Here is a 26,844-nt window from a genome sequence, read left to right on the forward strand (position 1 = left end):
ACAAAGGATGTTACCTCGCTTCTACCGAACAAACTTACATAGGAAGGGAGGGGGCCGTATGCTCTCATTCATATTGACGTTCCGTCGCATGTTCCGTGGGATTTGGCGTGGGTTGAAAGAACCTGAATTTCAAGTTCTGTTCAGTCTAGCGTCCCTTACCATATTGTCGGGAACGCTGTTTTATACCCGCTTCGAAGATATGCGTTGGTTAGACGCCCTCTATTTCAGCGTCATCACGCTCACGACGATCGGCTACGGTGATTTCGTCCCGACGACCGATATTGGCAAAGTGTTCACGATCGGTTACGTCATCACCGGCGTCGGCATCATGGTCGGATTCATCACCCAAGTATTCAATCACTTGCAGCAGGCACGACTCGAGGAGATCAAGAACAAACGAAAAATGCCGCCATCCGATTAAGGATAGCGGCGTTCGTTACGATGCTTTTCGACTTCGATTCTCGATCGCTAACCGCTGATTAAAGCGCTTCGTCTCAGCGATGACGACACCCGACAAGAACAAGAGCCCAATCAAGTTCGGAATGGCCATCAAGCCGTTGAAGACGTCAGACAGTGCCCATACCATGTTCAAGTTCGTCGTCATCGCCCCGAGTCCGGCGACGAGCACGAACGCGATCCGATACGGGATGATCGACTTTTGACCGAACAAGTAATGAATCGACCGCTCACCGTAATACGACCAGCCGAGCACCGTCGAGTAGGCAAACATGACGAGACCGATCGTGACGACATAACCGCCGAACGGCCCGAGGAACTGCTCGAACGTCGCCGTCGTCAACTCGACCCCTTCGAGTCCAGATCCGATTTGACCGCCCATGACGAGCGTGATCCCGGTGACCGAACAGACGATCAACGTATCAAGAAACACCTGCGTCATCGAGACAAGGCCTTGACGACCTGGCATGTCCGTCTTGGCCGCGGCCGCTGCGATCGGAGCCGAGCCAAGACCGGCTTCGTTCGAGAAGACGCCTCGCGCAACCCCATACCGGATGGCTGCCCCGATGGCCCCGCCGCCAATCGCTTCGGCGCTGAACGTGCTGCTGAAGATGAGCGCGATCGCATCGGGGATGAGTGTGTAGTTCATGATCATGATCAAGAGACCACTCCCTAAATAAAAGACGATCATGACCGGGACGAAGTAACTGACGACACGACCAATTGATTTGACACCACCGAGAATGACGGCGCCCGTAAAAATCATCATCAAGATACCCGATACGTAAAGCGGGACGTCGAACGTCGAGTTGAGCGCCAACGCGACTGAGTTCGTTTGAACCCCGTTCCCGATCCCGAACGCGGCCAGTGAGGCGAACGCTGCAAACGCGACCGCGAGCCAGCGTTGCTTCAAGCCCCGTTCCAAATAATACATCGGTCCTCCGGCCATTTGACCACGTTCGTCCGTCACCCGGTACTTGACGGCGAGCACGGCTTCGGCGTACTTTGTTGCCATCCCGAAGAAGCCCGATACCCACATCCAAACGATCGCGCCTGGTCCCCCGAGGACGACCGCAGTCGCGACACCGACGATATTCCCCGTACCGACGGTCGCCGCGAGCGCTGTCATGAGCGCTTGGAAGTGACTAATATCTCCTCGTGACGTCTTGTCTTGATTTTTAGAGAATGCGAGTTTCAACGCGTAAGGCAACTTCGTGATTTGGAGCCCCCCGAGACGCACCGTCAAATAAACGCCTGTCCCCACAAGCAAAATTAACAGCGGCGGTCCCCACACAAAGTCTGAAATCGTACCGATTAGTTCGCTGAACGATTGACTCATGCTGTAATCCCCTTTCCCCGTATGTAATAAATACAACTCTATTTTTTCAGAATACTCGGAACGTTGTCAAAAGTATTGTGCTAAAACAAAGAAGGGGATAAACGCCCTGTATCTAAAACAGCGAGCCGTCAGTTAGACGTCTCGCTGTGACGGTGGCTTTTCGCGTTGCAGGGGGGCTTTCCAATCAAAATCGTCCGGCACATAGTCAAGTCCGCCCGAATGGAACGGTTGGCACCGCAACAGGCGCCGCGTCGTCAAATACCCGCCTTTGACAGCGCCATGCTTCTCAATCGCCTCAATCCCGTAGTGCGAACAGCTCGGATAAAATCGGCACGTCGGGGGCTTTAAAGGAGAAATAAAGCGCTGGTATCCTTGAATCCCACGTACTAATACTCGTTTCATTTCAATCGCCTCGCTCAGTCAGATTACTGCAATGATAGCCCGGACTGCGTGAATTGTCATCTGCAGCGCTTCGTCGATTCCTGTTACAAAACGACGAGTTTTTTCCTTTATTTTACAATTCGAGCGTGGCAGGCGATAATTGCTCGAACATTTGTTATGATAGGCAACATATATACGACCGAATCAAATGAATGAAGAGGTGACGGAAATGAACATATTAATGGTAGGAGCAGGATCGATGAGCGAGGCACTCGTCCGAGGCTGGATCGCTTCCGGGCTCTCCCCTGAACAGATTACGATGACGAACCGGAGCGACCAGACACGTCTAGAGCAGTTGCGAGATGAGCTCGGCGTACAGATCGTCGAAACAGAAGACGTCAACGCCTATACAATCGTCGTGCTCGCGATGCAACCAGATGGCGTCTTGACTTACGCTCAATCACAGACGTGGAAAACACCGCTGCTCATATCCGTCGCGGCGCATATCGAGCCGAGCGAGCTTGAAGAAGCATCCGGCATCCCAGCCATCTGTGCGATGCCGAACACCCCGGTCGCCTATCAAACCGGGATGACTGGACTCTGGTTCGGACCTGAGACAGATGCAACCGCCCGCGAGACGGCGGCGGCACTGTTCAACCGGGTCGGTCGGACAGCCGTCACGGACGCGAAAACGATGTCAGCTTTCATGGCGGCAGCCGGATGCAGTCCTGCGTTCTTTTACGAGATCGTCGGTTCGATGACCCCGGTGCTGACAGAAGCCGGGTTTGATGAAGACACGGCCCGCCAAATCGTCGCTCAAGCGATGAAAGGATCAGCCGAGTTATTGTTGCATGAGACACGTCCGACCGACGAGCTGATCGCCGACGTCGCCGCACCTGATGGACCGACCGACCGCGGTGTCGGCGTGCTCCGCTCACGTGACTTGTCTGACGTGATGTCGTCCGCCCTGCGTGAGAGCGCGAAAGAGGATCATGATCCTATCGACGCAACGATTGAAAGAACGTAAGTACTTGAACCGCCCGATAGAAGTCGAACGTTAAGTTCTGACTTCTATCGGGCGGTTTTTTAATTCTCGCACTACTATTTTTTAGAAGTCATAAAATCCACAAATAATCTTGCTTCCCGATAGTAAAGAACGTGTTATGCTACCAAATGAGAAGAATTATCATTTGACTAAAATGGAGAGATCTTAATGAGTTCATTACTTGCCATGCCGCTACATCAACCAGTGCTCATATCCGATTTAACGAGAATCGATGACCGCTTGCGGCGTCGCATGATTGCCTTAGGATTTTATGAGGGCTGTTCCGTACGAATTAAACGTCGGGCCATCTTTTCCGGACCGCTCACGATTGAACAAATCGAACATCAACAAATGATTGCCATCCGTCGCTGTGACGCTGAACAGATTGGGGTGATCGTCCCGTGACGCAACGGATTGCCCTAATCGGAAACCCGAACACCGGAAAAACGTCTTTATTTAACCGATTAACAGGCTCCTTCGCCCACGTCGGTAACTGGGCCGGTGTCACAATTGAACAGAAAATCGGACAGTTGCATGGAAACATCGGACAGTTGATCGACTTGCCCGGTGTCTATGATTTAGACCCGCTATCGGCTGACGAAGCAATCGTCTCGCGATTCCTGTTGCATGAACCGTTCGATGGGATGTTCAACATCATCGATGCCTCGCAGTTCGAACGTAACTTACAATTAACGCTCCAACTGCTCGAAATGGGCCGTCCGCTTCAAATCGGTCTGAACATGGTCGATGTCGCTGAAGGACGAGGCATCCACATCAATTTAAAGCGTTTGAGAGAACGTTTGGACGTGGACGTGTTTCCGATTACAGCACGAACAGGTGCCGGCTGTGAAGTCCTCCTGTCCTCCCTGCGAACGACCCCTCGCGAACCTTTCGTACTCGATTACGGGGAAGAGACCGAACAGGCGCTTCAACAAATTCTTGAAGCGACGGGACTCAGTGAGCGCGATCGCTGGGTCGCCATTCAATACTTGGCCGGAAATCGCGTCATTTCAGAACAGCTCGAGTCTTCGACGCCAACCGTCAATGAAATTCGTAAAGCGTTGGAAGTGAAACTCGGACGCTTCGCCCACGCCCACATTACAGAACGCAGACGCGACTGGACAAAAGACGTTCGCCATCACGTCGTCGATCAGCATAACGCACAACAAGCCACGGTCACCGACCGCATCGATGCCGTCGTGACACATCCGATCTGGGGCTTACCCATTTTCTTTACAGTACTTTACGCCTTGTTCCACATCACGTTCAACTGGATCGGTGCCCCGTTGTCCGATCTGTTGGATGGATTTCTGTCGGGTCCGGTCACATCCGGAACAAGCTCGTTGTTACAACTCCTCGGGACCTCCTCTTTCATCCAGGCGTTGCTGATTGACGGGGTGATCGCCGGTGTCGGCGGTGTCCTCGTCTTCGTCCCACAGATTTTCGTGCTCTTTTTCTTTATCTCGTTTTTAGAGGACTCTGGCTATATGGCGCGTGTCGCCATTGTCATGGACCGATTTATGCAACTCGTCGGACTGAACGGGAAAAGTTTTATTCCGATGATCATTGGATTTGGTTGTAACGTCCCAGGTATTATGGCGGCACGGACGGTCGAGGAAGAGCGGGAGCGGCTCGTCACGATTTTCATTTCACCGTTCATGTCGTGCTCGGCGCGTCTGCCGATCTATGCCGTCTTCGCTGCCAGTTTTTTCGCATCAAACCAAGCGCTCGTCGTCTTATCGCTCTATATGCTCGGGATCGTCCTGGCGTTGATTGCCGCGAAAATATTCACGTCCGTATTGGCGGCGGAAGATCGGAACAGCCTCTTTATCGTCGAACAGCCTCCATACCGTGTCCCCCAAGGGTTGACGCTTTGGCGCAGCACATGGCAAAAGGCGAAAGGGTTCGTCCGAAAAGCAGGTACGTTCATCTTTGGCGGTTCCGTCTTCATTTGGTTACTCGCCTATTCCGGTCCAGCCGGAATGGACGTCCCGATGAATGAGAGTTTTCTCGCTATGATTGGTGGAGTCGTTGCGACGTTGCTGATTCCACTCGGTTTCGGGACGTGGCAGGCCGGCGCTTCGCTCATCACAGGTTTTTTGGCGAAAGAAGTCGTCGTATCGACGATGGCGATCATTTATGCGGTCAGCGAATCTGACTTGTCCGCTTCGTTGCTTCCCGTGTTTACGCCGTTGAGCGCATATAGTTTCATGGCGTTCGTCCTCTTGTACGTCCCTTGTCTAGCGACCGTCGCCGTCATTCGGCGCGAGGTGGGAAGTGCCAAATTGACGTGGGTCGCTAGCCTTTATGGGCTTGGTGTTGCGTACGTCGTATCACTGATGATCTATCAAATCGGTCGTCTGTTCGGATTGTCTTAACAAGGAGGGAATCATATGTTCTTATTTGATTTACTGATCGGTCTTGCCGTATTCGGGTACGCCGCCTATTCGCTCTATCGCTACACCCGCAAAGCAAAAGCCGGTAAATGCGCCACTTGCGAAATCGCACCGACTTGCACGACATCCTGTGATGCCGCTGACTGGGATAAAATCATTGCGGAAGCCTTACACGCTGATAAAAAAAGTTATCATCAATGAAAAACGGACTAGCGCATTGTTTCGCGCTAGTCCGTTTTTTCATTGGAAGATATGTAATGCGGTGACAATGATCGCGACCATCAAAATACCGGGCAGTAAGTTGGCGACACGAATCCGGGTGATCCCGACCAGGTTCAACCCGATGGCGACGATCATGACGCCCCCGGTCGCCGTCATCTCCAAAATAAAGTCATCCATGAGCGACTCCGGAATGAACTTCATGATCTGGATGGCGAGCAACGCGATCGCTCCTTGGTACAACAAGACCGGTACGGCCGAGAACATGACGCCGATGCCTAGCGTCGAACTGAGCACAAGCGCCGTGAAACCGTCAATCAACCCTTTTGTATAGAGGACGTCATGGTCCCCGCGCAGGCCGCTGTCGAGCGCCCCGATGACGGCCATCGCCCCGATCACAAAGATGAGCGTCGCCGTGATGAAGCCTTCCGCGATGCTCGACTTACTTTTTCCACCGAGACGCCGTTCCAACTGATAGCCGATCTCGTTCAACTTCTCGTCGAGCTTCCACCATTCGCCAAGTGCGGCTCCGATAACGAGACTGCCGATGACGATTAAAAAGTTCTCACTCTTCATGCCCATCTGCACGCCAAGCAAGACGACGGCGAGACCGATGGCAGCCGTGACCGTCTCTTTCATCCGCTCGGGGATTCGGTGAAACAGCAGCCCGAGTAATGTGCCGACCACGATCAAGGCCGCATTGACGATTGTTCCGGTTAATACCATCGTATAATTCCCCGTTTCTGTATGTATTGAGAGGAATATACCAACTGTTTATGTGGGCTGTCAATTAAAAGAATACACAAAAAAAGCCACTTCTCGTAAGAAGTGGCTGCGCGGAAACCCACGTTCCTATGGGTTTCGCATCGGGTTTGGCACCCAAGTGATTCTGACTGGGCTCGAACCAGCGACCTCTACCCTGTCAAGGTAGCGCTCTCCCAGCTGAGCTACAGAATCAGGTCGTGTCCTCTCTTTAGGACACTATTAATATATCAAGAAACTAATGCCTTGGCAACTGTTTTTTAAAACTTTTTTTATTTTTTTCACCGCGTCATTTCTTCCCGCTTCATGTGACGGCATAGACGCTCCAAATCGCCGACATAAACGGACACGATCATGCCTCCGTGTTCGGTGTCACGGTCCCAACGCAAGCCGTTCGATTTCGCGACGCATTGTGACGGCACGTTGTCCGGGTGGATGAGCGAAATGATGTCTTTCTCGCCTTCCTCGAACGCATGTTGCATGAGACGCGCGGCCGCTTCACGGCCGTAGCCCATGTGCCAGTGCTTTGGTGCTAGCCAATAACCGACCTCGAGCTCGATTTTGCCATCAAGTTCATGCAAGAGCGTCCCGGCATGGCCGATCGGCTCATCACTGTGATGTGTCATCAGTTTGAGGAGTCCGGTCTGTCGGCCCGTCGTATATCGGGCCAATTGTCTCTCGAACCATTCGATTGTCTGTTCATCCGTATATGGCTTGCCGTCCGGACTGATAAAGCGCATCACCCGCGGATCTTGGAGTAGCGATTTTACGAAATAGAAATCGGAGATCGTGTAAGGTTCAAGCCGTAGACGTTCTGATTGCAACTCTACAAGATTCATCTTTCCCGCCCCTTTCGTTCACAATCTGAACTATTCAATTCCCGTTTTCAGCTCGTTTCAATCCTATTTACGCCACGACTTTCAACCCGACGACGCTCCCGATAATGAGCGCCAAGAAGAAGATACGCCACCGGTCGCTCGACTCGTTCAAGTACAGCATACCGAGAATCACTCCACCCGCCGCGCCAATCCCGACCCAAATCGAGTAAGCGAGCCCGAGCGGCAGCGTCTCGAGCGAACGCGACAACAAATAAAAACTTAGTGCGAACGTCGTGATCGAAAGAAGCGACCATTTTAAAATCTGATAGCCTTTTGATTTTCCCATGAAGAAAACAGCAAGCATCTCAGCGAGCCCAGCCCCAATTAAAAAAATCCAACTCATGCCGACTCACCTCCTGTCACTTGCTTCAAACCGACCACCCCGACAAGGAGTATCGCGATAAACAACAGCTTCATTCCCGTCATCGTCTCATCGAACAAAACATTTCCAACGATGACCGTCCCGACGGCGCCAATACCCGTAAAAACGGCGTACCCAGTGCCGGCTGGCAACACACGGAACGACATCGCCAACAAGCCAAAACTGACAATCAATAACGCGATGGTCACGACGGTCGGCCCTAACACGGTGAACCCGTTCGACAATTTCATCGTCGTCGCCCAAACAATTTCAAGAAGTCCGGCGAGCACGAGCCACAACCAAGCCATTTGTTCCTTTTTCATGTCCACCCGACTCCTTTCTTGAAAATTTTAAATGCTGCATGCTGTCGTTGCGCTCGATTCGTTGCAAACGAAAAGAGTGAAAGCAACGCCCCGTCCAAAAAGCAATAGTACGCATCATATACGTCGTCGAGCGATTGTTCCGGTAAATCGCCCCGCTCCATCGCCAAACGGAACTGCTCTTTCTCAAACGTTTGGAGCTCGGTCTCGACCGACCCGATCGTCGACTCGATGAAGGCGCGCAGCTCAGGCGGCGGTACGAGCAGCATTCGTTTCGTCAGCATCCATGTCTCTTCTTCTTCGAAGAAATGAATCAACGCTTCAACGATCGCCTCGATCCGTTCGAGAGGTGCCGCCCCGTCAGACGCGTCCCGTGCTTGTTCCCAAGCTCGCTGGTAACGCTCGGCCATCTGTTCGACGACTTGTTTGAACAGCTGTTCTTTTCCTTCGATGTGCGCATATAAAGACGGCTTCTTAATCCCGACATCTTCGGCGAGCGCCGCCAAAGACAGTCCTTCATATCCTTCAAGCGCAAACCGGCGTCTGGCAGCCTGTTCAATTCGCTGTTTCGTGGTCATGTGCGATCTACCCCTTTCATCTCCCCTCACTTTAACTAACGAACGGTAGGTAGTCAAACTTCCGGATTGAGTTTTTGTACGGACAACGCCAAAATGAGAAGAGACCGTCAGAGGAAGGGAGGAATGATTGTATGATCGAACAGTTTAGTTTCACCTTGCCGACCGAGACGATGCGCGGCCGAAAACGAATCGTCCGCGTCTACCGCCCTGACTTCGCTCGTACCGACGAGGCGTTGCCCGTGCTCTATATGCATGACGGCCAAAACGTCTTCGACGGCAAGACCGCGACAATCGGGGAAGGTTGGGCGATTGACCGCCATCTCGACGATTTGCAACTACCGCTCATGGTCGTCGCCATCGCAAGCGCCCCCGATTGGCTCGACCGCTATGACGAGTACTCGTTCTATGAAGACGAGATGCTTTATAAACGCATCGGGCCCGAGCTCGCTAAGACCCGGCCGACACTTGGCGGCAAGGGGCGTCTCTATGCCGACTGGCTCATGTTGGAGCTGAAGCCGTGGATTGACGCACGCTACGCGACCAACCCGGATGACGTCGGCGTGATAGGTAGCTCGATGGGCGGCGTCATCTCGCTCTATATGATGGCGACGTATCCGGCAATCCGTCGTGTCGGTTCACTGTCGACGGCCGCCTGGGCCAACCTCGACTCGCTCATTCGTGAACTGAAACAAACTGACCTGTCCGCCCGGCTCTATATGGATATCGGCACGAACGAAACGAGCGGACCGATCACGCCCGAGGACTACTTATACACGAATGCGAAACTCGTCGAGACGATCGCTCGGACCGGCATCGCCTTCCGCTATGAAGTCGAGCCTGGGGCGGTCCACAACGAGATTGCATGGCGACGTCGGTTGCCGAACGCGCTCGCATTTCTGTATGAACTCTCATGACATGAAAAGACGCAAAGGCGGTCGCCTTTGCGTCTTTACTTATTGTTTTCTATTAGATGACCCAGTTCCCATCACGCATGATGGCTTCGCGTGTCCCGTCCTCGAGCTCACCGTCGATATTCATTTCGGCCGAGCCGATCATGAAGTCGACGTGTGTCATCGAGTCGTTCGCACCATTCTCAGCGAGTTCTTCGGCCGACATCGCCGGTCCGCCTTCGAGGCACGTCGAGTAGGCACGACCGAGCGCCAAGTGGCACGAGGCGTTCTCATCGAACAACGTGTTGTAGAAGAGGAGTCCTGAGTTTGAGATCGGCGAATCGTCCGGCACGAGTGCGACTTCTCCGATGCGGCGTGCCCCTTCATCAAGGTTCAACAGTTCATCGAGTGCCGCCTGCCCTTGTTTCGCTTCCGCTTTCACGACTTTTCCGCCTTCGAACCAAAGCGTGAACCCGTCGATCAAGTTTCCGCTGTAGCTGAGCGGCTTCGTGCTCGACACGTGTCCTTCGACCGCATCTTTATCGGCGAGCGTAAACACTTCCTCCGTCGGCATGTTGGCGATGAAGTCGACGCCGTCCAGGTTCGGACCGCCGCCGCCGAGGAAGACGTGCTTCTTCGGAAGACCGATCGTCAATTCCGTGCCTGGTGCTTTGTAGTGAAGTTTCGCGTATTTCTTGTCCGTCAACAGCTGCGCCCGCGAGCGCAACGCTTGATCGTGTTCGTCCCAGGCGGCAACGACATCGTCTTGGTCCATTCGTGTCGCTGCGAAAATCGCTCTCCACAGGGCTGGAACCGCATCTTCACGGTCTGGGAATACTTTTTTCGCCCACGCTTCAGAAGCACCGGCCACGATTGACCAGCTGACATTATCACTCATGACATACTTACGCCATTTCGCGAGCGCGACACCAGACGCCCGGTTCGAGTCGGCGATGCGTGATGATTCGACACCGTTTAGCGCGTCGGGATCGTCGCTGACGATCGACAAGAACGCCGTCTTCTCTTCCGCGAGTTGCTCGAATCGTGCTTTGAGCCACTCCGGGAACTCCTTGAACGCTTCATTCGGTGCGTTGAAGTAACGCACTTTCGTCGTCTCTTCATCGCTCCAGTTGACGTACACTTGTTTCGCCCCGGCCGCGTAGGCCGCTTTCACGATTTGACGGACGAGCGGTGCTTGGCTAATATCGGCTCGGACTTCGAGCTGTTGACCCGGTTGAATGTTGACACCTTTTTTGACGGCAAGCTCAGCATAACGGGCAAATTCTGCCTCGGTCGGTAAAGTTACAGTAGACATATGTACAGTTCCTCCTTTTTCACTTACACCTATCTTCTTAAATTTTCGGAAAAGTTGCAACCAAATCGCAAAAACGGGCATATTAGTAGATGTAGAGAGAAGGAGGAGAAAAACATGTCAGATTGGAAAACGACTTATTCACACTTTTTAAACAACGCCCAAACCGACTTCACCGAGAACGAACAGCTAGGTGACTTATTAGTCCAAGGAGAACTCGCCCTAGCAAAAGTCACGGTCGACGTCGCTTCAAACGAAATTAGCGACATCGAACGGGAAGAGGAGCTCACACTGTACTTCCAAATGAAACAACTGCTCAACATGCTACGCGCCGTCTACAACGCCCAGTTCGAGATGCAGCCCGACAAGCAACACGCCCTCGTCGCGGCCGTGCTCTATTTCGTCTCACCGTTCGACGCAATCCCGGACGACGCCCCGCTCGGACTGTTTGACGACGCTCAAGTCATCGACTACGTCCACGAACAGCTAGCAAGTGATATCGACCGCTTTCATAACGAGTTATAATCTTTCAAGACTTGAAATTAAGACTTCATCGGAGTACGCTTGCATGAGTTCATGCAAAGGAGGCGTATGGCGCCTTAGCCACTCATATGTACGCAAAATCACGTAAACGGATCGCTGTCGAGACAGTCCTTTTTATCATCGCCGGAACGATTCTACAATCTATCTTTGTCGGCCTGCTCCTAAAGCCGAATGAAATCGGGTCCGGCGGGATTGTCGGCATCACGCTCATCGTCAACGAGCTGTTCGGCACACCGATCGGACTCACCCAGTTGGTGCTAAACATCCCGCTCTTCATCATCGGGATCAAATATCTCGGGAGACGATTTATTCTCATGACAGGACTCGTCGTCGTCCTGTCATCGATTTTAATCGATGCGCTGCCTGTACTCATTCCACCGACGCCACTCGACGATCCGCTCGTCGCGTCCGTCTTCAGCGGGATCGTCTCGGGACTCGGTTTGGCACTTTTGTTATTTGCCGGGGCGTCGACAGGCGGACTCGATATTTTGGGGAAAGTCATCTTCATGAACAACCGCAACTTATCGCTCCCGAAAATCTTTTTGACCCAAGACCTCATCGTCTATATTCTCGTGTTCATCACGTTCGATATTAAAGCGGTCATGTACGCACTCGTCCTCAGTTTTGTCCGGTCGCGGACGCTGTTGACGATCCATCGCTTCTTCTCCGCCCAAAAACAGTGTTTCATCATCTGTAAAAAAGCGGACGAGATCAACTTGGTCATCAAACAGAACTTGAAGCGTGGGGTCACGATCATGGACGCGACCGGCGGCTATTCGAACGACGCGAAAAAAATGCTATACGTCGTCGTTCAAAACAATGAGATTCCAAAGTTGCGTCAAATCGTCTCAGACATTGATTCCGAGGCGTTCGTCACTGTCTCAGAAATCGACTCAATTGTCGGTAACTTTAAAGAACATTCGTATACACTTTGATCGACAGCACGATGCTGTCGATTTTTTTGTGTAATAAATACCCGAACGTTCCGATAATAAGAATGAGCCTCAGAGACATATACAGAAGGAGGTGCATAAGTTGTCTAGCCACACTTTGCGCCAATCAGTCCCCGCTCTTCTCGTCGGGACGTTTTTTATCGGTCTATTCGTTATCTTATTCAGCCCTTATGCGTTAAGGGAGACGAGCTTGTTCGTCTACTTTATGATCATCGCACTCGTCGCCACCGTGTTAAGCGGGAGTGCTATATTGCACCATCGCGGGATGCGCCGCTATATCTATCTTCTCATTAGCGCTGGCAACGTCTGTTTCATCGCTTATTTGGTGGGACACCGCTTTACCACGGCGATGCCAATTGACATGATGCTGTTCATTCAAAACTTCTTTTATTTGATCATGGCCCTCATCGTCATCACCCAATCGATTGAAATTAGAACGTTGAAGTTGCGTACGTTTGATGTGTTCGCACTGCTCAGCTTTTTGATTGTCGGTGCGTTGCATATCTTCTTTTACACAAAGAACAACGGTCAATATGTCACGAATTTGAACGGCTTTGAAGAACAGATGGTGCTCATCAGCCTTTACATGGTGCTCGGTTTCTTATATTTGAATCGCATCGTGACATCCGGGCAAGGCTTCCGCGTGATGCTCCTCATCGGGATTCTCGGTTTTACAACCGCCTCGATCATCAATGAGCTGCAGTTGTTCACCGGTATCGGCCATGAGCTCCTCCATTTGCTTCAAGTAATCAGTATTCTCATCATTTCAATCAGTTATTTGTTTGATGAATCGACAGAAGACGTCCTCGCTCATGATTCTGTGTTTGATTACGTCATCTACAGTACGATTGTCATGTTGTACATGCTCGCCTCGGATCGACTGCTCGGCACCTCGATCATCGACTCGATGATTGCGAACGCGGTGTTGCTGCTCCTCATCCGTCAATTCGTTGTCGCCAAACAGAACGCACTCATTAGCCATCGGTTACATACCGTCAATACAGACCTCGAAGTCGCAGTCACGACGAAAGCCCACGAGCTCGAACTCCGTGAACAACAGTACCGCTCGCTGTTCGCGTATCACGCAGAGCCCATCTTTTTGTTCGACCTTGACGGTGAAGTGTTGTCCGTCAACGAAGCAGGGAGCTCTGTCCTCGGTCACGACACCGAGACGCTCATCGGATCAAATATTTTAGACATCATCGAACAAACGGATCGATCCGCCTATACGAACGTGTTACGTGACCTTACGAACGGACGTCCGCAAACATTAGACGTCAATGTCGTGACAGAAGATGGTTCGGCACGCGTTTGGCAATTGATGAACATCCCGATGATCATTGACGGGGAAGTCGAAGGCATCTATGCCATCGTCAAAGACATCACGCAAATGATCGTCCAGCAAGAACAGATCATGTACCAGGCTAACCACGATAGCTTGACCGGGCTGCATAACCGTTACGCGCTGCAAGAACAGATTGAACGCCTGATCGCGGACGGCCGCTCGTTCACACTCATGTTCTCCGACCTCGACGGGTTCAAAGAAATCAACGACCAGTTCGGCCATCATATGGGTGATCAGTTGCTACAGCACATCGGTAAACGTCTACGCAGCGCCTTGTTGCCAAACGAATATGCCGGACGACTTGGAGGCGATGAATTCATCGTCGTCGCCGAACACAATGATGATGAAATTCTCGTTGAACGTTTACGTCGTCTCGTTTATCGTCCTCCTTATTTCATGGCCGGGAACCTCGTAGAAATTCATGCTTCAATCGGAATCGTCCGTTATCCGGAGCACGGCACGACGCTGAAGCACCTCTTATCAAACGCCGATTTGGCCATGTATAAGGCAAAAGACAAAGGACGCGATGAGACCGTCATCTTCGCTCCTGCGCTTCGCGTCGACAAGGAAGAACGAAAATTGTTGATGGAAGGACTTGATATGGCACTCGAGAAAGGTGAGATCTCACTTTATCTCCAGCCACAGGTCGATGCCTCGACGAAGGCGATCATCGGCGCCGAGGCACTCATGCGTTGGCAACGCGACGGCAAGTTCATCCCGCCGAGCGAATTCATTCCGATCGCCGAAGAGACCGGTCATATTCATGACCTCGGTCGTTGGATGATTCATGAGACGTTCCAACTGATGTACGCGTTTGAACAAGGCGACATCGATTTGCCGAAACTATCGGTCAACTTGTCGGTCCGGCAATTGTTCGATGAACACTTGATCGATTATTTGACGACGTTGTTCGAACGCTTCCCGATCGAACCGAGCCGCTTGAACTTCGAGTTGACCGAAACGGTCGCGGCGCACCAGTCGGACCGCGTCTTAAATCGAATTCTCGAGTTGAAGGCACTCGGCATCAAACTATCGATCGACGATTTCGGGACCGGCTACAGCTCACTCGCCTATCTCGTCCGCTATCCGATTGACGAGTTAAAGATCCCGCGGGAGTTCACGATGCAGCTAGAAGAAAATCGCGAGTATCAAACCGTGACCGCGACCATCGTCGCCATGGCACGACAACTTGGGATGGCTCTCGTCGCTGAAGGCGTCGAGACCGAATACCAAGAGACGTTCCTTCGGCGGATCGGTTGCAATTCGATGCAAGGGTATCGTTACGCGAAACCGATGCCGCTCGACGAGTTCGTCATCTATTACATGAAACAAAACGCTTGAACAGACAAACGCCTCGGATCCACTTACGGATCCGAGGCGTTGCTTATTTCATTTCATAGATTTTGACTTCGCCTGGCATCAAATCGACCCAAAGGTCCCAGTTGTCGTCGAACGAATGCTCGGCGTACGGCCATGAGTTCGGTGAGTACACCATCTCGGCGAACCGACTCGCGTTCCAGTTCCGGCGACGCACCCCATCGAGCGGCACCTTCCCTCGCAGGTGCTCTTGCATATTCGTGTTGGCGACGATGAGCAACGTCTCGTTCGTATCTGCCCGTAACCAAGACAGACCGATGAACGGCGCTCCCATATCCGTCATCGTGAGCGGTTCGAAGTGACTCGGGTCGACGAGAACATCGAGCCAACGGCGGCGAACTTCCGCCACTTGATGCATGAGTTCGACCATTTCAGTCCGCTCGGGATGATCCCAATGGAACTGATACGCGTCGAAGAAAGCCAGTTTCCCGAAATATGGATCGGTCGGGAACAACTGATACGCCTCTTCCGGTCGGCAATCGAGACCGGTATTCATCGGCTGCGTCTCATACAGTTCAAGCCCCGAGTTCGTCAATGGCACCCCGTTCGGCATGAAGCCGTTCAGTACGGTGAGCAAGCGACTCGCCTGGCGTCCGCCGTCTCGTGTCGCAATCCGGCGTGTATCGGCTGTCTCACCAGCCGCAAATACCGGCAACGGCAAGAAACGTGAGTCGTAGATGAATTGATGGGTGTCATGCGTGTCAAAACGCGGCTCTTTATAGAATCCGTATCCGATGATCATATTGTAGCCGGCGTCACGCGCCGCCCAAGCCCCGACTTCGATCAGTTCTTCGGCGATGAAACTGAAGTTCGAATCGAGTTGACGCGGCTCTGTCAAAATGCGCTGGGCGAGATCGACCGGCAAAGCGTGTCCCATGTCGATTCGGGCACCATCAATCCCATATTCGCGTTGATAATGCGGGATGATGTCGGCTAACATCGCCCAAAGCGGCTCGTTGATCTCGTCACCCCGGAACTGGTTCGACTTGATCGAGTCGAACAAAATATACGGTGCCAGACTCGCCTCGCCGACATAAGGTGCAGCTGCTGTCGGGTGGTCGAGGAACAGGCGGAAGTATGTGACGTCCGACCACGGCGGTTGCGGATCGTTGATACAGTCCGAGAACGCCGGAGCGGTCGTCAAACCGAACTCACGCTCGATGACGGCAAGTAAGTTTTCCTCTGGATGTTCGACCAAGTAGGCTTTCACCGTCTCCCACTTGGCAGCATCGACGAGATTAGGCGCCATCGAGAAGCGGCGGAGATGATGCCAAACGTCCTCAGATCCATAGATCATCGGCAGGAATGCATACTCAGGCTTCACGTTTTCTCCAATTCCCGGGACGTGAGGCGGGTGATAGTAAGCGAGTTCCGCAACCGGGATCCAGTAGAACCATTCCGGATTTTCTAAAATGAGACGGTTATCGCGGGCGCATGTGCGAGGAATGACATCGATGACGACACGAATGCCCACCATATGACACGCCTCGACGAAAGCGGCGAACTCTTCCTCGACCGTCAACCCGTCCCCTGTCAATGTCTCTTTTAGTTCTTCGTCGATGGCAAAGAAATCTTGGACAGCGTATGGGGAACCGAACTCACCTTTCTTATTTTTATGACTGTGCTGCGAGATCGGCAATAAAAATAACGTGTCGATCCCCATGTATAACAAGTGCGGCAACAGAGCCAGCGTTTTCACGAACGTGCCGGTATCTTTCATGCCTTGAGAGTTGTCCATCTCGACGTAGCCTGACCCGTCATGGTCCCACGACGTCGAGGTCCGGACTTGCATCGAGTAAACCGAGGAGCGCTTAATCCAGTCTCCCCCTGTCTCGAGGTGCCCGTCCGCTTGTGCGATCGACTGACGATAATCACGCCCGTTGACAGCGTGCGGAAGAATGCCTCGTTCAATCGTATCGATTAAAAAGTCGTACGGGTTCACCCGCTCGACACCGTCGCGCACGGGTTCTGCCGGAAATCGCATCCGGTTCCACAAGGTCGGGATTTCATATTGAAGGTTGGTCCGTTTTGTTTTTAAGACCTGATGTAACTTTTTTAACGACGAGTTCTCTGGCATATTTACTCTCCTTATGAATGAAATCATTCCATCGTCTATTGTAAGCGATAACAAGAAACGTCATAATTATATATTTAACTCTTTACCCGGTTTTTCCTTTCCCAAAAAAATATTTTATGCTGAAACCCGAAAAATATTGTACGATTGTCTTCATAAGGAGGGATGAACATGTCCCAACGAAAGTGCCTGTTGCTACTCGCCGCATTGTCAGTGTTAATCGTCCTCGTCATCGCCAGTTTCATCGTTCAACTGCGAAACACGACTGACCAGATCGATACCATTCACGAGCAACGCTTCGATTCATATGAAGCAATTGAAGACATCATGTACTACAATATCGAACGTGCCAACGCCATCCGCGGTCTCCTCGCCTATGAAGACCGCCGCTTTTTAGAAGCCTATTACAGCATGTCCCAACGTGCGAAAGAATTGAAGGAATCTATCAAGAATGATCGGAGAACGCCAAGTTCATTTCTCGACTTACTGCATCGGGACGGCATTTGGGAACAAGAAGCCGACCTCGTCCTCGTCATGTACGAGAGCGGTGACATCGAACAGGCGACATCGACGGCAGAGTCAATGACCGATCAACGGCAGACGATACTAGAAGATTTAAGAGCTTTGAAACAGATGCAATACAACGATATCCGGAAAGAGCTCGTATCCACTCAAAATCAAATCGATATCGTCATTCAAGCACTGTACTCAATCGTTTTCTTACTCGTAGCGACTATCATCATCCTCGTGTTCATGATTTTCAAAACACGTCAAAAAAAGACCGATCACAACTGATCGGTCTCAAGCATTCACCAAACTTCAAGCTCGCTTGAAGTTTTTTTAGTTGGAACGGATCAAGCGAGTCGCGTTGCCGATGGCAAGCAACGCGACGCCGACGTCTGCGAACACAGCTTCCCACATCGATGCGAGTCCGAGCACGCCGAGCAGGAGGAACAGCGCCTTCATCCCGAATGCGAGGACAATATTTTGCCACACGATCCGCTTCGTCCGCTGACTTAGCTCAATCGCCGCAACGACATCGCTCGGTGCGTCATTCATGAGCACGAGGTCTGCCGCCGTCACTGCGGCATCGCTCCCGATTCCACCCATGACGAGTCCGACGTCCGCACGGGCTAGCGCTGCCGCATCGTTCAAACCGTCGCCTACGAACGCGACTTTCCCTCGCGCGGCCAACTTCTCCACTTCCTCGACTTTCTGATGGGGAAGTAACTCACTTTTCACTTCATCGATTCCGATTTTCAAACCGACCGACGTCGCAACTTCATCCCGGTCCCCTGTCAACATGACCGTGTGGTAGCCGAGACGTTTTAGCGCGGCAACGGCTGCTGCGGCATCCTCTTTCACCGTATCCATCAGTTCAATCCGCCCGAGCCAGCGGTCATTTCTCATGACGTGGACGCTTGTGCCCATTTGTTCATCTTGAATCGAATGTCCTAACTTCCTCATGAAACGGGCACTTCCGACATAGATTGTATCCGTGCTATCTGTCGCTGTCAGACCGTAGCCCGGGTCTTCGGTAATATTCGCAAACGCGATCGTCTTGCTCGCCTTCGCGACGATTGCTTTTGCCAGCGGATGTGTCGATGCCATCTCAACACGGGCAGCGAGCGTTAACAACTCCGCTTCCGTCACGTCTCCGCTCGTCGTCACGTCCGTCACTTCAAAGCGACCGGTCGTGAGCGTTCCCGTCTTGTCAAAGATGACCGTCTTCACTTCGGCGAGCACGTCTAAATACTCGCCGCCTTTGACCAAAACCCCTCGTTTAGAACCAGCCCCGATCCCGCCGAAATAACCTAACGGAATTGAAATGACGAGTGCGCATGGGCAACTGATGACGAGGAAAATTAAGGCGCGATACACCCACTCCTCTAAATTCCCAACGAAAAGAGGTGGGATGAACGCAACGATTGCTGCTAAAACGACGACAATCGGCGTATACACTCTGGCTAAGCGTGTGATCATCTGCTCTGTCTTCGCTTTGTTCGAGCTTGCCTGTTCGACAAGCGCAATCATCTTTTGCAAGCTCGACTCCGTCGCTGATCGTTTGACGCGCACTTCAAGCCGCCCTTCTAAATTGACCATTCCGGCGAGCACTTCATCGTGCGGTCCGACTTGACGGGGAACCGATTCGCCCGTCAATGATGCCGTATCGAGTGAACTCGATCCGATCACGACGCTCCCGTCCATCGGAACTTGTTCGCCGGCACGGACGATGATGACCGAGCCAATTGCCACATCTTCGGGACGCCGTTCGAACTCACCGTCGGGACCGAGCACACGTGCCATCGTCGGTTTCATATTCAATAATGACTGGATCGACCGACGCGACGCATGGACGGCGCGTCTTTGGAAGTATTCACCGAGTTGATAAAATAGCATGACGGCGACCGCTTCCGGATATTCTCGAATTGCGAACGCTCCAATCGTCGCAATCGTCATTAAAAACTTCTCATCGAACCATTCGCGATGCCATACGTTTCGTGCTGCCGCATAGACGACATCATAGCCGGCGACCGCATAAGCAACCACATATAACGGCAGTGATTCAGTCAAGAGAGCGAGCACAAGCAGGCTGAGGGCGATACCAAAGCGCCACAACAAATGGTTAGGTGCTTGCTCGATTTGATCAGTTTTCACGAAATGCGCACCCGGTTCAATCCGCCCCATCGTCTCTTCAATTGAACGGAGCCCTGTTTCACGCTCGGCCGGATCAATCCATTCGATGATCATCCGGCTCGTCGCAAAGTCGATTTGACAGGATGCGACACCGGTCTGCTCCGAGACGCTTTTCTCGATCTTCGCCGCACAATTTGTACAAGTTATACCTTCGACTGGTAAGACGTCACGTGATTCCATCGCTCATCCTCCTACTTCATTCAAACGTTTATTTGAATATATCGTAACGCTGATTGGAAGAGAACACAATAAAAAAAGTGTCTACTGTGTTGTCGCAGTAGACACTTCTCAAAGACCTGATTGCTGTTCGGCACTATGCGCCATCGCGATTTCGACGAGAAGGCGAACGTGCTCGTCATCTAATGAGTAATAAACAACTTTCCCATCTTTACGATATTTTACGAGCCCTTGATCGAGGAGCGTCCGTAAATGATGCGACGCGGTCGCGGTCGAGTGTCCGATCACGGCGGCGATGTCACAGACACATAATTCTTGCTCGAGCGTCAGGACGTACAGCACTTTCAGTCTCGTCGGATCAGCGAACGCCTTAAACAACCGACTGACTCGGTTCGCATCCAATCGCACAAGTGCCTGTTGCAATACAGCCACGTCTTCACTTTGGATGGCGATTGTTTCGCATTGTGGTGCCTTCATCCGTGTCACCTCATTTCGTATAATTTCATTTTAGCAAATCCAAACAGAAAAATCTGTTATAGATTATAATTGACTTAAACACAACTGTTATAATACAATGAATACAACTTAACAAACGCACGCATACTTAAAGGAGGCGCTTTATATGAATGAATGGGCAAGCCGACTCGAATCGTCAGTCGAATTTTATCGGAAATTACCAGATAAGACGTGTCAAGAATGCGGACAACATATGGATGAGCAGTGTGAGTCTTATGAAAGCACATGCGCATCATGTGCTGAAAAGCTTCAACTCGCTGAACAATAAACAATCCCTCGGAGTTTCCGAGGGATTGTTTATTGTTCAAATTGGTAGCCGAGGTAGGCGGCAATTAAACCGAAGACATACGTCGCGAATAAGTATAAACCAAAGCGAAGCCAATCTTTCGTCACGAACCGCATCACTTCGAGTTTGAACGTCGAGAACGTCGTGAACGAACCGAGGAAGCCGACGCCGATTCCGAGTCCCACCATCGAAGGTACAGGGGCCGCATACAAATATCCGAGCCAAAACGATCCGGTCACGTTCACGAACAAAGTCGCCCAAGGAAAGACCGACGTCGTCCATACTTTAACGAGCTGACCAATCCCGAAGCGGGCCATCGCCCCGAAAAAGGCACCGATCATCACTGTCACAATAGTCATCACGCCTCCCCCTTTCGCTTCACAAAACGCCGTAATCGTCTTCTTCCTAGCTTATAGCCTAACCACGAGCTGAACAGGCCGAGGACGATGCTCAGTGTCACATAGGTGAGCGCTCCGATCAGGTTCCCTGACTCAATCATCACAATCGTCTCGACACTGAACGTCGAGAACGTCGTGAACGAACCGATAAACCCTGTACCGAGCGCCGTAATGACCATCGGTGAGAGCCGTCCAGTTTGAAACAAGTAATGGGTGAGCCAACCGAGTAGAAAACTGCCGATCAAGTTGACGGTGAGCGTCCCTAGCGGAAATGTACCTGTAAACAACGTATGCATCCCTATACCGACCCCATACCTTGCTAGCGCTCCAAGCGCTCCTGCTAAACCAACGTAAACGTAGAGCACGACCGTTCCTCCTTACGAAAAGACACCTGCCGCGAAAACATCGCCCGGCAGGTGTCTGCATTTCTTCTCAAATTATAACAAGCCCTCTTGCATTATGAAATAGGAGTCGGTGCGAATACAGCCTCGATCGCCGTGAACGCCTCATCGAGTTCTTCTTTCGTGATGACAAGCGGTGGCGCGAGTCGAATGACCGTCTCGTGCGTCTCCTTGCAGAGCAAGCCCCGCTCTTTAAGCGCCTCACAATAAGGACGAGCCGCTTCCGTCAACTCGATCCCGATGAATAGACCGCGGCCCCGGACTTCTTTAATGCGTGGGTTGTCGATTGACTTTAAACGGTCCATAAAGTACGTCCCGAGTTCGAGCGAACGCTCCGGAAGCTGTTCTTCTTCAAGCACCTCGAGCGCAGCGATCGATACCGCCGCCGCGAGCGGGTTCCCCCCGAACGTCGACCCGTGCGACCCTGGATTGAACACTTGGAGGACGCTTTCGTTAGCAGCCACACACGATACCGGGAAGACACCGCCACCGAGTGCTTTTCCGAGGATATACATATCGGGATCGACGCCTTCCCACTCGATCGCGAACCATTTTCCAGAGCGGCCAAGACCTGACTGAATCTCGTCTGCGATGAACAACACGTTGTTCGCCTTACACAGTTCAGAAGCCCGCTTCAAGTAACCCGCCGGCGGGATGATGATACCCGCTTCCCCTTGAATCGGTTCAACGATGAACGCTGCCGTGTTCTCCGTGATCGCCGCCTCGAACGCGTCGATGTCTCCGTACGGCACGACTTTGAAGCCTGGGAGGAGCGGTCCGAAACCGCGCTGATAGTCCGCTTCTGTCGACATCGACACAGCCGCCATCGTCCGTCCATGGAAGTTGCCGGTGCAGACGATAATCTCGGCTTGCCCCGGAATTTGTTTGACCTCATAGGCCCAGCGCCGTGATGCCTTGACCGCGGTCTCGACCGCTTCGGCACCGGTGTTCATCGGTAACACCATTTCTTTATTTGTAAGCGCTGCCACTTTTTTGTAGAAGCGACCTAGCTGATCATTGTAGAAAGCACGTGACGTCAACGTGATCTTGTCGGCCTGATCTTTTAACGCTTGAATGATTTTCGGATGACAATGCCCCTGGTTGAGAGCCGAATACGCACTCAACATATCCATGTAACGATTTCCTTCCGGGTCCGTCACCCAAATCCCCTTCGCCTCCGAGATGACGATTGGAAGCGGATGATAATTGTGCGCCCCGAACTTCTCTGTCAATTCAATCACTTCTTGTGTTTTTGACATTTGATTTCCCCCTTATGAAAAAAACTACCTTACTCCTTCAGTATATGATGACTGTCTTTCTTTTGACAACGACGAGCTTGCCCGTTCCTTGAGTTGGGAAAATAAGGTACACTGAACGTATAGTACGACTTATTTGATGCAGATTGGAGGAATTTGTATGGCTTCATTGCGTGATTTGCCGATTGATACGTTCATCGATGCCCTATCGATCCCATGCTGTTACATCGATTTTGACGGCACCGTCCTCCTTTGGAACGAACAAGCAGAGACGCTGTTCGGTTGGGAGCGTGACGAGTTACTACACCACGCACTACCCGTCGTCCAACATTTAGAACAGGCGCTTGAAACGTGGTCACCATTGCTCCTTCAATATCCATTCTCAACGACGGCGTTGACGGCGTTTAAACATAAAAACGGCTCGGTCGTCTATGCGACCGCTTACTTACAAACTTTTTCAATCAACGACATCAACGGCTATTTTTTAGCCTTCCTACCGAAAGGCTTCGGTCCGCTCATCAGCAGCGAGCAGTTCAACCTGCTCCACCACTTCCAAGCGATGATCGAGCATTCGACTTATTATTTGGCAGCCAACGCTCGTGGCGAGATCACCGAGATCAATCCGCTGTTGTGCGACTTGATCGGGGCACCTGACCAACAATTCATCGGTCGTAACTGGTTCGAGCTCATTCACCCCTCTTTTGAAGATGATCCGCTTGCGGGTGTGGTACGTCAAGCGCTCACGACCGATCAAATTTGGAACGGCGAGATGCCGATTCGGTCGCAACGACATGTGACAAACATCTGCTGGCTCAACTTGACGATTGTACCGATTTTAAGTGAAGACGGCGAAATCGCCCAGTACACGGCGTTTGGTTTCGACGTGTCTGATAAGAAACGTCTCGAACAAGAAGTGAACTACCTCGCCTATCACAACGATTTGACCGGGCTGTTAAATAAAAAAGGGCTCTTGCGCCAATATGCGCACTCACTTACTGACGTGAAAGAACATAACGGGTTGTTGCACGTCGCCCTCTTCGATATCGATCGGTTCAAAATTATTAACGAGTCGTTCGGTTCACGCGTCGGCAATGAACTGTTGCTCCAAATTAAAGACCGGGCTGAACGCTTCCTGCCCCAGTCGAGTGTCATGTTCCATCCTTCGGGCGGCTTGTACGGCATTCTTTTCTTTGAACAATCAAAAGAAGAAGTGTTCCAGCTGCTTCGTCAACTGCAACACGAACTGCAACGACCGTTCCGGATTTACCACCATTCGATCATGTTATCGATCTCGATCGGTTGCGTGTTCTACCCGTCGGCCACTAATTCGTTGGACGAGCTGTACACCCGGGCCGAGAGCGCTTTGTTCAAAGGCAAGCGCATCGGTGTCGGGACGATCCAATTCGTCACGAAAGACATGGACGATGCGTTCTCAAGACAAATCCATATCGAAAAAGCGCTGTACCAAGCGCTCGAAGAAAAACATTTTTATCTCGAATACCAACCGAAGTTCGACTTGAAAACGGATAAGCTGATTGGATTTGAGGCGTTACTGCGCTGGCATCACGACCAACTCGGGCAAATCCCGCCTTCGGAGTTCATCCCGCTCGCTGAAGAGATGGCGCTGATCGTCCCGATCAACAACTGGGTCATTCTTGAGGCCACCAAGCAACTGAAAGTGTGGCAACCGCTCGTCAATCATCCTCTATCGATGGCGGTCAATATTTCGCCGAACCAGTTCCGCAGCGAGAGTTTCATCAACACGCTCCGAAACATCAAGCAACAACTCGACTTGAACCCGTCCGACGTCATCCTCGAGATCACGGAAAGTCTCGTCATGCAACAGACGGAGGAAACCATCGCTCGGATGAATCAAATCAAACGGCTCGATTACCGCCTGTCGATCGACGACTTTGGAACCGGCTTCTCGTCGCTTCAATACTTGAAATCGTTCCCGGTCGACGAGCTGAAGATCGACAAAGTGTTCCTCGACGACTGGTTGACGTCGAAGTCTCACTTACTCGACGTCATCGTCCATCTCGGTAAGAGTTTGAACCTTCACGTCGTCGCCGAAGGCGTCGAAGACCAAATCATGCTCGACCATTTAAAAGAGACCGATTGCGACTCGTTCCAAGGATTTTTATACGCCAAACCAATGCCACCCGACCAAGTCGTCCGGTTGCTCACGAATAACGAGACATAAAGAAGCACCGGTCGTCATCTCGACGACCGGTGCTTCTTTTGATTAGAGGCTAATGGCAGCCGTCCATAGTCCGTACACACCATAAGTCGCCGCGAGGATGATGACAGTCGCAATCGCATACTGAATCCCGCTTAGGAACTTCCGTCCTTGCTCCCGTTCTGCGAGCATGAAAACGAAGATTCCCGGCGCATACAAAATCATTGCGATGAGCATGTATTCAATCCCGGATGCGTAGAGTAACCATGCCGCGTAGAGCGAGGCGACACTCGAAACGAGGACCATTTTCCGAACACCAGTCCGCCGTGCCTCTTTCCAGCCGAACAAGGCCGAGAATAAGTAAGGCACGAGCGCGGCGATACCGGCGATGCTCGAGAGCACCAAGTACGTCTGTTCCGAGAACAAGGCGATGACCGTGACTGCTTGCGTGAACGCTTGCGTGATGAACAAGGCGCTCACCGGCGTATCATTTCGATTGAGCCGATTGAACAATTTCGGGAACACACCGTCCCGGCTCGCCACGTAGGAGATCTCCGTCGCCAATATCGTCCACCCGAGCAACGCCCCAGCGAGCGACACGAGCAGACCGATATTGATGATCGTCGCACCGACCGGACCGACGACCGCTTCGAGCACGTACGCCATCGACGGTTCCGGGAGCGCCGTAAGTTGTTCTTGCGTCATGACGCCGAAGGAGAAGATTGAAATCATCATGTAAATCAACAGCGTCCCGATGAGGCCGATCACCGTCGCCCGCCCGACATCGCGCTTATTGCGCGCCCGCGACGATAAGACGACCGCGCCTTCAATGCCGACAAACGCCCAAAGCGTCACGAGCATCGTCGATTTCACTTGGGGAAACACGTGCGACCAACTGAACCCGGACTCTCCCCAAACATCGATTTGGAACGTCTCAATCTGGAACGCAAACAAAATGAGCACGATGAACAAGAAGATCGGGACGAGCTTCGCGATCGTCGTGACGATGTTCAAGAGCGCCGCCTCCTTCATCCCTCGAGAGATGAGCCAGAACAGCCCCCAGATGAAGAACGCGCTCATCACTAACCGGAACAATCGATGCTCTGCTGAAAAAATCGGGAAAAAGTAACTGAGCGTGCTAAAGATCAGCGTGATGTTCGCTACCGTCCCAATCCAAGCGGACATCCAATAACCCCAGCCGCTATTGAAGCCGACGAACTTCCCGAACCCTTCTTTGGCGTAGGCATAAATCCCACCCTCAAGTTCAGGACGTGAATCCGCCAAAAATTGGAATACGAACGCCAGCATAATCATACCGACCCCTGTGATGGTCCAGCCGATCATCACTGATCCGACCCCGGCACCTTGGGCCATCGCGCCTGGTAAGTTAAAAGCTCCTCCGCCAATCATCGTCCCGACGACCATGGCAGCGAGCCCGAAAAAGCCGATACCGGCTGATTGTGACTTCATTCAAAGACCTCCAAAATAATTAGCTGTAAACGAATAACTATGCGTAAATAATGTATAATCATCCGATGATTTTCTCATTCTACTGAATAAAGGAACGTTTAGATAGGTTGAACTGAACCCTGAATGATAGACACTTGATAAAAAGTGCTCATTCAGGGTTTTTTGTGTGCGGTCGAATCGATATAATGAACCTATTCATTCAGACGGGGGAACGCATCCATGAGTAAAATCATCT

Annotated in this window: 27 protein-coding genes and 1 tRNA gene; 12 read left to right on the forward strand and 16 right to left on the reverse strand. The window is 51.9% G+C overall.

What is annotated here, in order from left to right; translation table 11 throughout:
* Positions 1 to 58: 58 nt before the first annotated feature.
* The gene (locus EVJ26_RS10515; protein ID WP_070328865.1) at positions 59 to 421 is read left to right on the forward strand and encodes a potassium channel family protein; all 363 of its coding nucleotides are present in this window, start codon (positions 59 to 61) and stop codon (positions 419 to 421) included.
* Positions 422 to 436: 15 nt separating this feature from the next.
* Here the strand turns inward: EVJ26_RS10515 and EVJ26_RS10520 are convergent, their stop codons facing one another.
* Positions 437 to 1,795 (reverse strand): alanine/glycine:cation symporter family protein, encoded by a 1,359-nt coding sequence (locus EVJ26_RS10520; protein ID WP_131456777.1) that lies wholly within the window; start codon positions 1,793 to 1,795, stop codon positions 437 to 439.
* 132 nt (positions 1,796 to 1,927) lie between these two features.
* Positions 1,928 to 2,197: a membrane protein insertion efficiency factor YidD gene (gene yidD, locus EVJ26_RS10525; RefSeq protein ID WP_083274114.1), complete on the reverse strand. Its 270-nt coding sequence runs from the start codon at positions 2,195 to 2,197 to the stop codon at positions 1,928 to 1,930.
* 208 nt (positions 2,198 to 2,405) lie between these two features.
* Between yidD and EVJ26_RS10530 the strand changes: the two genes are divergently transcribed.
* The 4 genes from EVJ26_RS10530 to EVJ26_RS10545 all read left to right on the forward strand — a co-directional run bounded on the left by EVJ26_RS10530 (position 2,406) and on the right by EVJ26_RS10545 (position 5,818).
* Complete coding sequence (locus EVJ26_RS10530) at positions 2,406 to 3,203, forward strand: pyrroline-5-carboxylate reductase family protein (RefSeq protein ID WP_236635554.1); 798 nt, start codon at positions 2,406 to 2,408, stop codon at positions 3,201 to 3,203.
* Positions 3,204 to 3,389: 186 nt separating this feature from the next.
* On the forward strand, positions 3,390 to 3,626 hold the full coding sequence (locus EVJ26_RS10535; RefSeq protein ID WP_070328862.1) for a FeoA family protein: 237 nt from the start codon (positions 3,390 to 3,392) through the stop codon (positions 3,624 to 3,626).
* A complete protein-coding gene (feoB, locus tag EVJ26_RS10540; protein WP_131456774.1) occupies positions 3,623 to 5,599 on the forward strand; it encodes a ferrous iron transport protein B in 1,977 nt (658 codons plus the stop codon). The genes EVJ26_RS10535 and feoB overlap by 4 nt, the downstream gene beginning before the upstream one ends.
* A gap of 15 nt (positions 5,600 to 5,614) precedes the next feature.
* On the forward strand, positions 5,615 to 5,818 hold the full coding sequence (locus tag EVJ26_RS10545; protein ID WP_070328860.1) for a FeoB-associated Cys-rich membrane protein: 204 nt from the start codon (positions 5,615 to 5,617) through the stop codon (positions 5,816 to 5,818).
* Positions 5,819 to 5,857: 39 nt separating this feature from the next.
* Here EVJ26_RS10545 and EVJ26_RS10550 read toward each other — a convergent pair whose 3' ends face one another.
* The 6 genes from EVJ26_RS10550 to EVJ26_RS10575 form a co-directional block, all read right to left on the reverse strand.
* The gene (locus EVJ26_RS10550; protein ID WP_131456771.1) at positions 5,858 to 6,562 is read right to left on the reverse strand and encodes a DUF554 domain-containing protein; all 705 of its coding nucleotides are present in this window, start codon (positions 6,560 to 6,562) and stop codon (positions 5,858 to 5,860) included.
* A 158-nt stretch (positions 6,563 to 6,720) separates the two neighbouring features.
* Positions 6,721 to 6,793, reverse strand: a tRNA-Val gene (locus EVJ26_RS10555).
* Between the two features lie 86 nt (positions 6,794 to 6,879).
* Positions 6,880 to 7,437: a GNAT family N-acetyltransferase gene (locus EVJ26_RS10560; RefSeq protein ID WP_131456769.1), complete on the reverse strand. Its 558-nt coding sequence runs from the start codon at positions 7,435 to 7,437 to the stop codon at positions 6,880 to 6,882.
* A gap of 67 nt (positions 7,438 to 7,504) precedes the next feature.
* Positions 7,505 to 7,819 carry a DMT family transporter gene (locus tag EVJ26_RS10565; RefSeq protein ID WP_131456767.1) on the reverse strand — a complete coding sequence of 105 codons (315 nt, stop codon included), beginning with the start codon at positions 7,817 to 7,819 and terminating at the stop codon, positions 7,505 to 7,507.
* Positions 7,816 to 8,145: a DMT family transporter gene (locus EVJ26_RS10570; protein WP_236634113.1), complete on the reverse strand. Its 330-nt coding sequence runs from the start codon at positions 8,143 to 8,145 to the stop codon at positions 7,816 to 7,818. Before EVJ26_RS10570 ends, EVJ26_RS10565 begins: the two co-directional genes overlap by 4 nt.
* Positions 8,146 to 8,156: 11 nt before the next feature.
* Positions 8,157 to 8,735 carry a TetR/AcrR family transcriptional regulator gene (locus tag EVJ26_RS10575; protein ID WP_131456763.1) on the reverse strand — a complete coding sequence of 193 codons (579 nt, stop codon included), beginning with the start codon at positions 8,733 to 8,735 and terminating at the stop codon, positions 8,157 to 8,159.
* A 131-nt stretch (positions 8,736 to 8,866) separates the two neighbouring features.
* On the opposite strand from EVJ26_RS10575, the gene EVJ26_RS10580 reads away from it, so the two are divergent.
* Positions 8,867 to 9,649 (forward strand): alpha/beta hydrolase, encoded by a 783-nt coding sequence (locus EVJ26_RS10580; protein ID WP_131456761.1) that lies wholly within the window; start codon positions 8,867 to 8,869, stop codon positions 9,647 to 9,649.
* 52 nt (positions 9,650 to 9,701) lie between these two features.
* On the opposite strand, the gene EVJ26_RS10585 is transcribed toward EVJ26_RS10580, so the two are convergent.
* Complete coding sequence (locus EVJ26_RS10585; RefSeq protein ID WP_131456759.1) at positions 9,702 to 10,940, reverse strand: aminopeptidase; 1,239 nt, start codon at positions 10,938 to 10,940, stop codon at positions 9,702 to 9,704.
* 114 nt (positions 10,941 to 11,054) lie between these two features.
* Here EVJ26_RS10585 and EVJ26_RS10590 point away from each other — a divergent pair, with 114 nt between their 5' ends.
* From EVJ26_RS10590 to EVJ26_RS10600, 3 genes are all read left to right on the forward strand, one after another.
* Positions 11,055 to 11,462 carry a YkvA family protein gene (locus tag EVJ26_RS10590; RefSeq protein WP_131456757.1) on the forward strand — a complete coding sequence of 136 codons (408 nt, stop codon included), beginning with the start codon at positions 11,055 to 11,057 and terminating at the stop codon, positions 11,460 to 11,462.
* 86 nt (positions 11,463 to 11,548) lie between these two features.
* A complete protein-coding gene (locus EVJ26_RS10595; RefSeq protein ID WP_131456755.1) occupies positions 11,549 to 12,415 on the forward strand; it encodes a YitT family protein in 867 nt (288 codons plus the stop codon).
* A gap of 100 nt (positions 12,416 to 12,515) precedes the next feature.
* Complete coding sequence (locus tag EVJ26_RS10600; RefSeq protein ID WP_236635555.1) at positions 12,516 to 15,119, forward strand: putative bifunctional diguanylate cyclase/phosphodiesterase; 2,604 nt, start codon at positions 12,516 to 12,518, stop codon at positions 15,117 to 15,119.
* Positions 15,120 to 15,162: 43 nt separating this feature from the next.
* On the opposite strand, the gene EVJ26_RS10605 is transcribed toward EVJ26_RS10600, so the two are convergent.
* Positions 15,163 to 17,232, reverse strand: coding sequence for an alpha-amylase family protein (locus EVJ26_RS10605; RefSeq protein WP_131470391.1), 2,070 nt, complete (start codon positions 17,230 to 17,232; stop codon positions 15,163 to 15,165).
* 168 nt (positions 17,233 to 17,400) lie between these two features.
* Between EVJ26_RS10605 and EVJ26_RS10610 the strand changes: the two genes are divergently transcribed.
* A complete protein-coding gene (locus tag EVJ26_RS10610) occupies positions 17,401 to 18,024 on the forward strand; it encodes a hypothetical protein (protein WP_236635556.1) in 624 nt (207 codons plus the stop codon).
* Between the two features lie 45 nt (positions 18,025 to 18,069).
* On the opposite strand, the gene EVJ26_RS10615 is transcribed toward EVJ26_RS10610, so the two are convergent.
* Together EVJ26_RS10615 and EVJ26_RS10620 are read right to left on the reverse strand one after the other, a co-directional pair.
* The gene (locus EVJ26_RS10615) at positions 18,070 to 20,106 is read right to left on the reverse strand and encodes a heavy metal translocating P-type ATPase (RefSeq protein ID WP_131470392.1); all 2,037 of its coding nucleotides are present in this window, start codon (positions 20,104 to 20,106) and stop codon (positions 18,070 to 18,072) included.
* A gap of 108 nt (positions 20,107 to 20,214) precedes the next feature.
* Positions 20,215 to 20,580, reverse strand: a complete 366-nt coding sequence (locus tag EVJ26_RS10620) for an ArsR/SmtB family transcription factor (RefSeq protein WP_131456748.1) — start codon at positions 20,578 to 20,580, stop codon at positions 20,215 to 20,217.
* Between the two features lie 145 nt (positions 20,581 to 20,725).
* Here EVJ26_RS10620 and yhfH point away from each other — a divergent pair, with 145 nt between their 5' ends.
* Positions 20,726 to 20,887 (forward strand): protein YhfH, encoded by a 162-nt coding sequence (gene yhfH / locus EVJ26_RS10625; protein ID WP_131456746.1) that lies wholly within the window; start codon positions 20,726 to 20,728, stop codon positions 20,885 to 20,887.
* 29 nt (positions 20,888 to 20,916) lie between these two features.
* Here the strand turns inward: yhfH and EVJ26_RS10630 are convergent, their stop codons facing one another.
* The 3 genes from EVJ26_RS10630 to EVJ26_RS10640 form a co-directional block, all read right to left on the reverse strand.
* Entirely contained in the window at positions 20,917 to 21,264 is a 348-nt protein-coding gene (locus EVJ26_RS10630) for a fluoride efflux transporter FluC (protein ID WP_131456744.1), read from the reverse strand.
* Positions 21,264 to 21,668 carry a fluoride efflux transporter CrcB gene (gene crcB, locus EVJ26_RS10635; RefSeq protein ID WP_131467963.1) on the reverse strand — a complete coding sequence of 135 codons (405 nt, stop codon included), beginning with the start codon at positions 21,666 to 21,668 and terminating at the stop codon, positions 21,264 to 21,266. The genes EVJ26_RS10630 and crcB overlap by 1 nt, the downstream gene beginning before the upstream one ends.
* A 92-nt stretch (positions 21,669 to 21,760) precedes the next feature.
* A complete protein-coding gene (locus tag EVJ26_RS10640) occupies positions 21,761 to 22,963 on the reverse strand; it encodes an ornithine--oxo-acid transaminase (RefSeq protein ID WP_131456740.1) in 1,203 nt (400 codons plus the stop codon).
* Positions 22,964 to 23,120: 157 nt separating this feature from the next.
* Here EVJ26_RS10640 and EVJ26_RS10645 point away from each other — a divergent pair, with 157 nt between their 5' ends.
* Positions 23,121 to 25,163: an EAL domain-containing protein gene (locus EVJ26_RS10645; protein ID WP_236635557.1), complete on the forward strand. Its 2,043-nt coding sequence runs from the start codon at positions 23,121 to 23,123 to the stop codon at positions 25,161 to 25,163.
* Positions 25,164 to 25,205: 42 nt separating this feature from the next.
* Here the strand turns inward: EVJ26_RS10645 and EVJ26_RS10650 are convergent, their stop codons facing one another.
* Positions 25,206 to 26,609, reverse strand: a complete 1,404-nt coding sequence (locus tag EVJ26_RS10650) for a basic amino acid/polyamine antiporter (RefSeq protein WP_131467962.1) — start codon at positions 26,607 to 26,609, stop codon at positions 25,206 to 25,208.
* Positions 26,610 to 26,844 lie beyond the last annotated feature (235 nt).

The sequence above is a fragment of the Exiguobacterium sp. SH3S1 genome (assembly GCF_004337105.1).
Lineage (GTDB): Bacteria > Bacillota > Bacilli > Exiguobacteriales > Exiguobacteriaceae > Exiguobacterium > Exiguobacterium aurantiacum_A.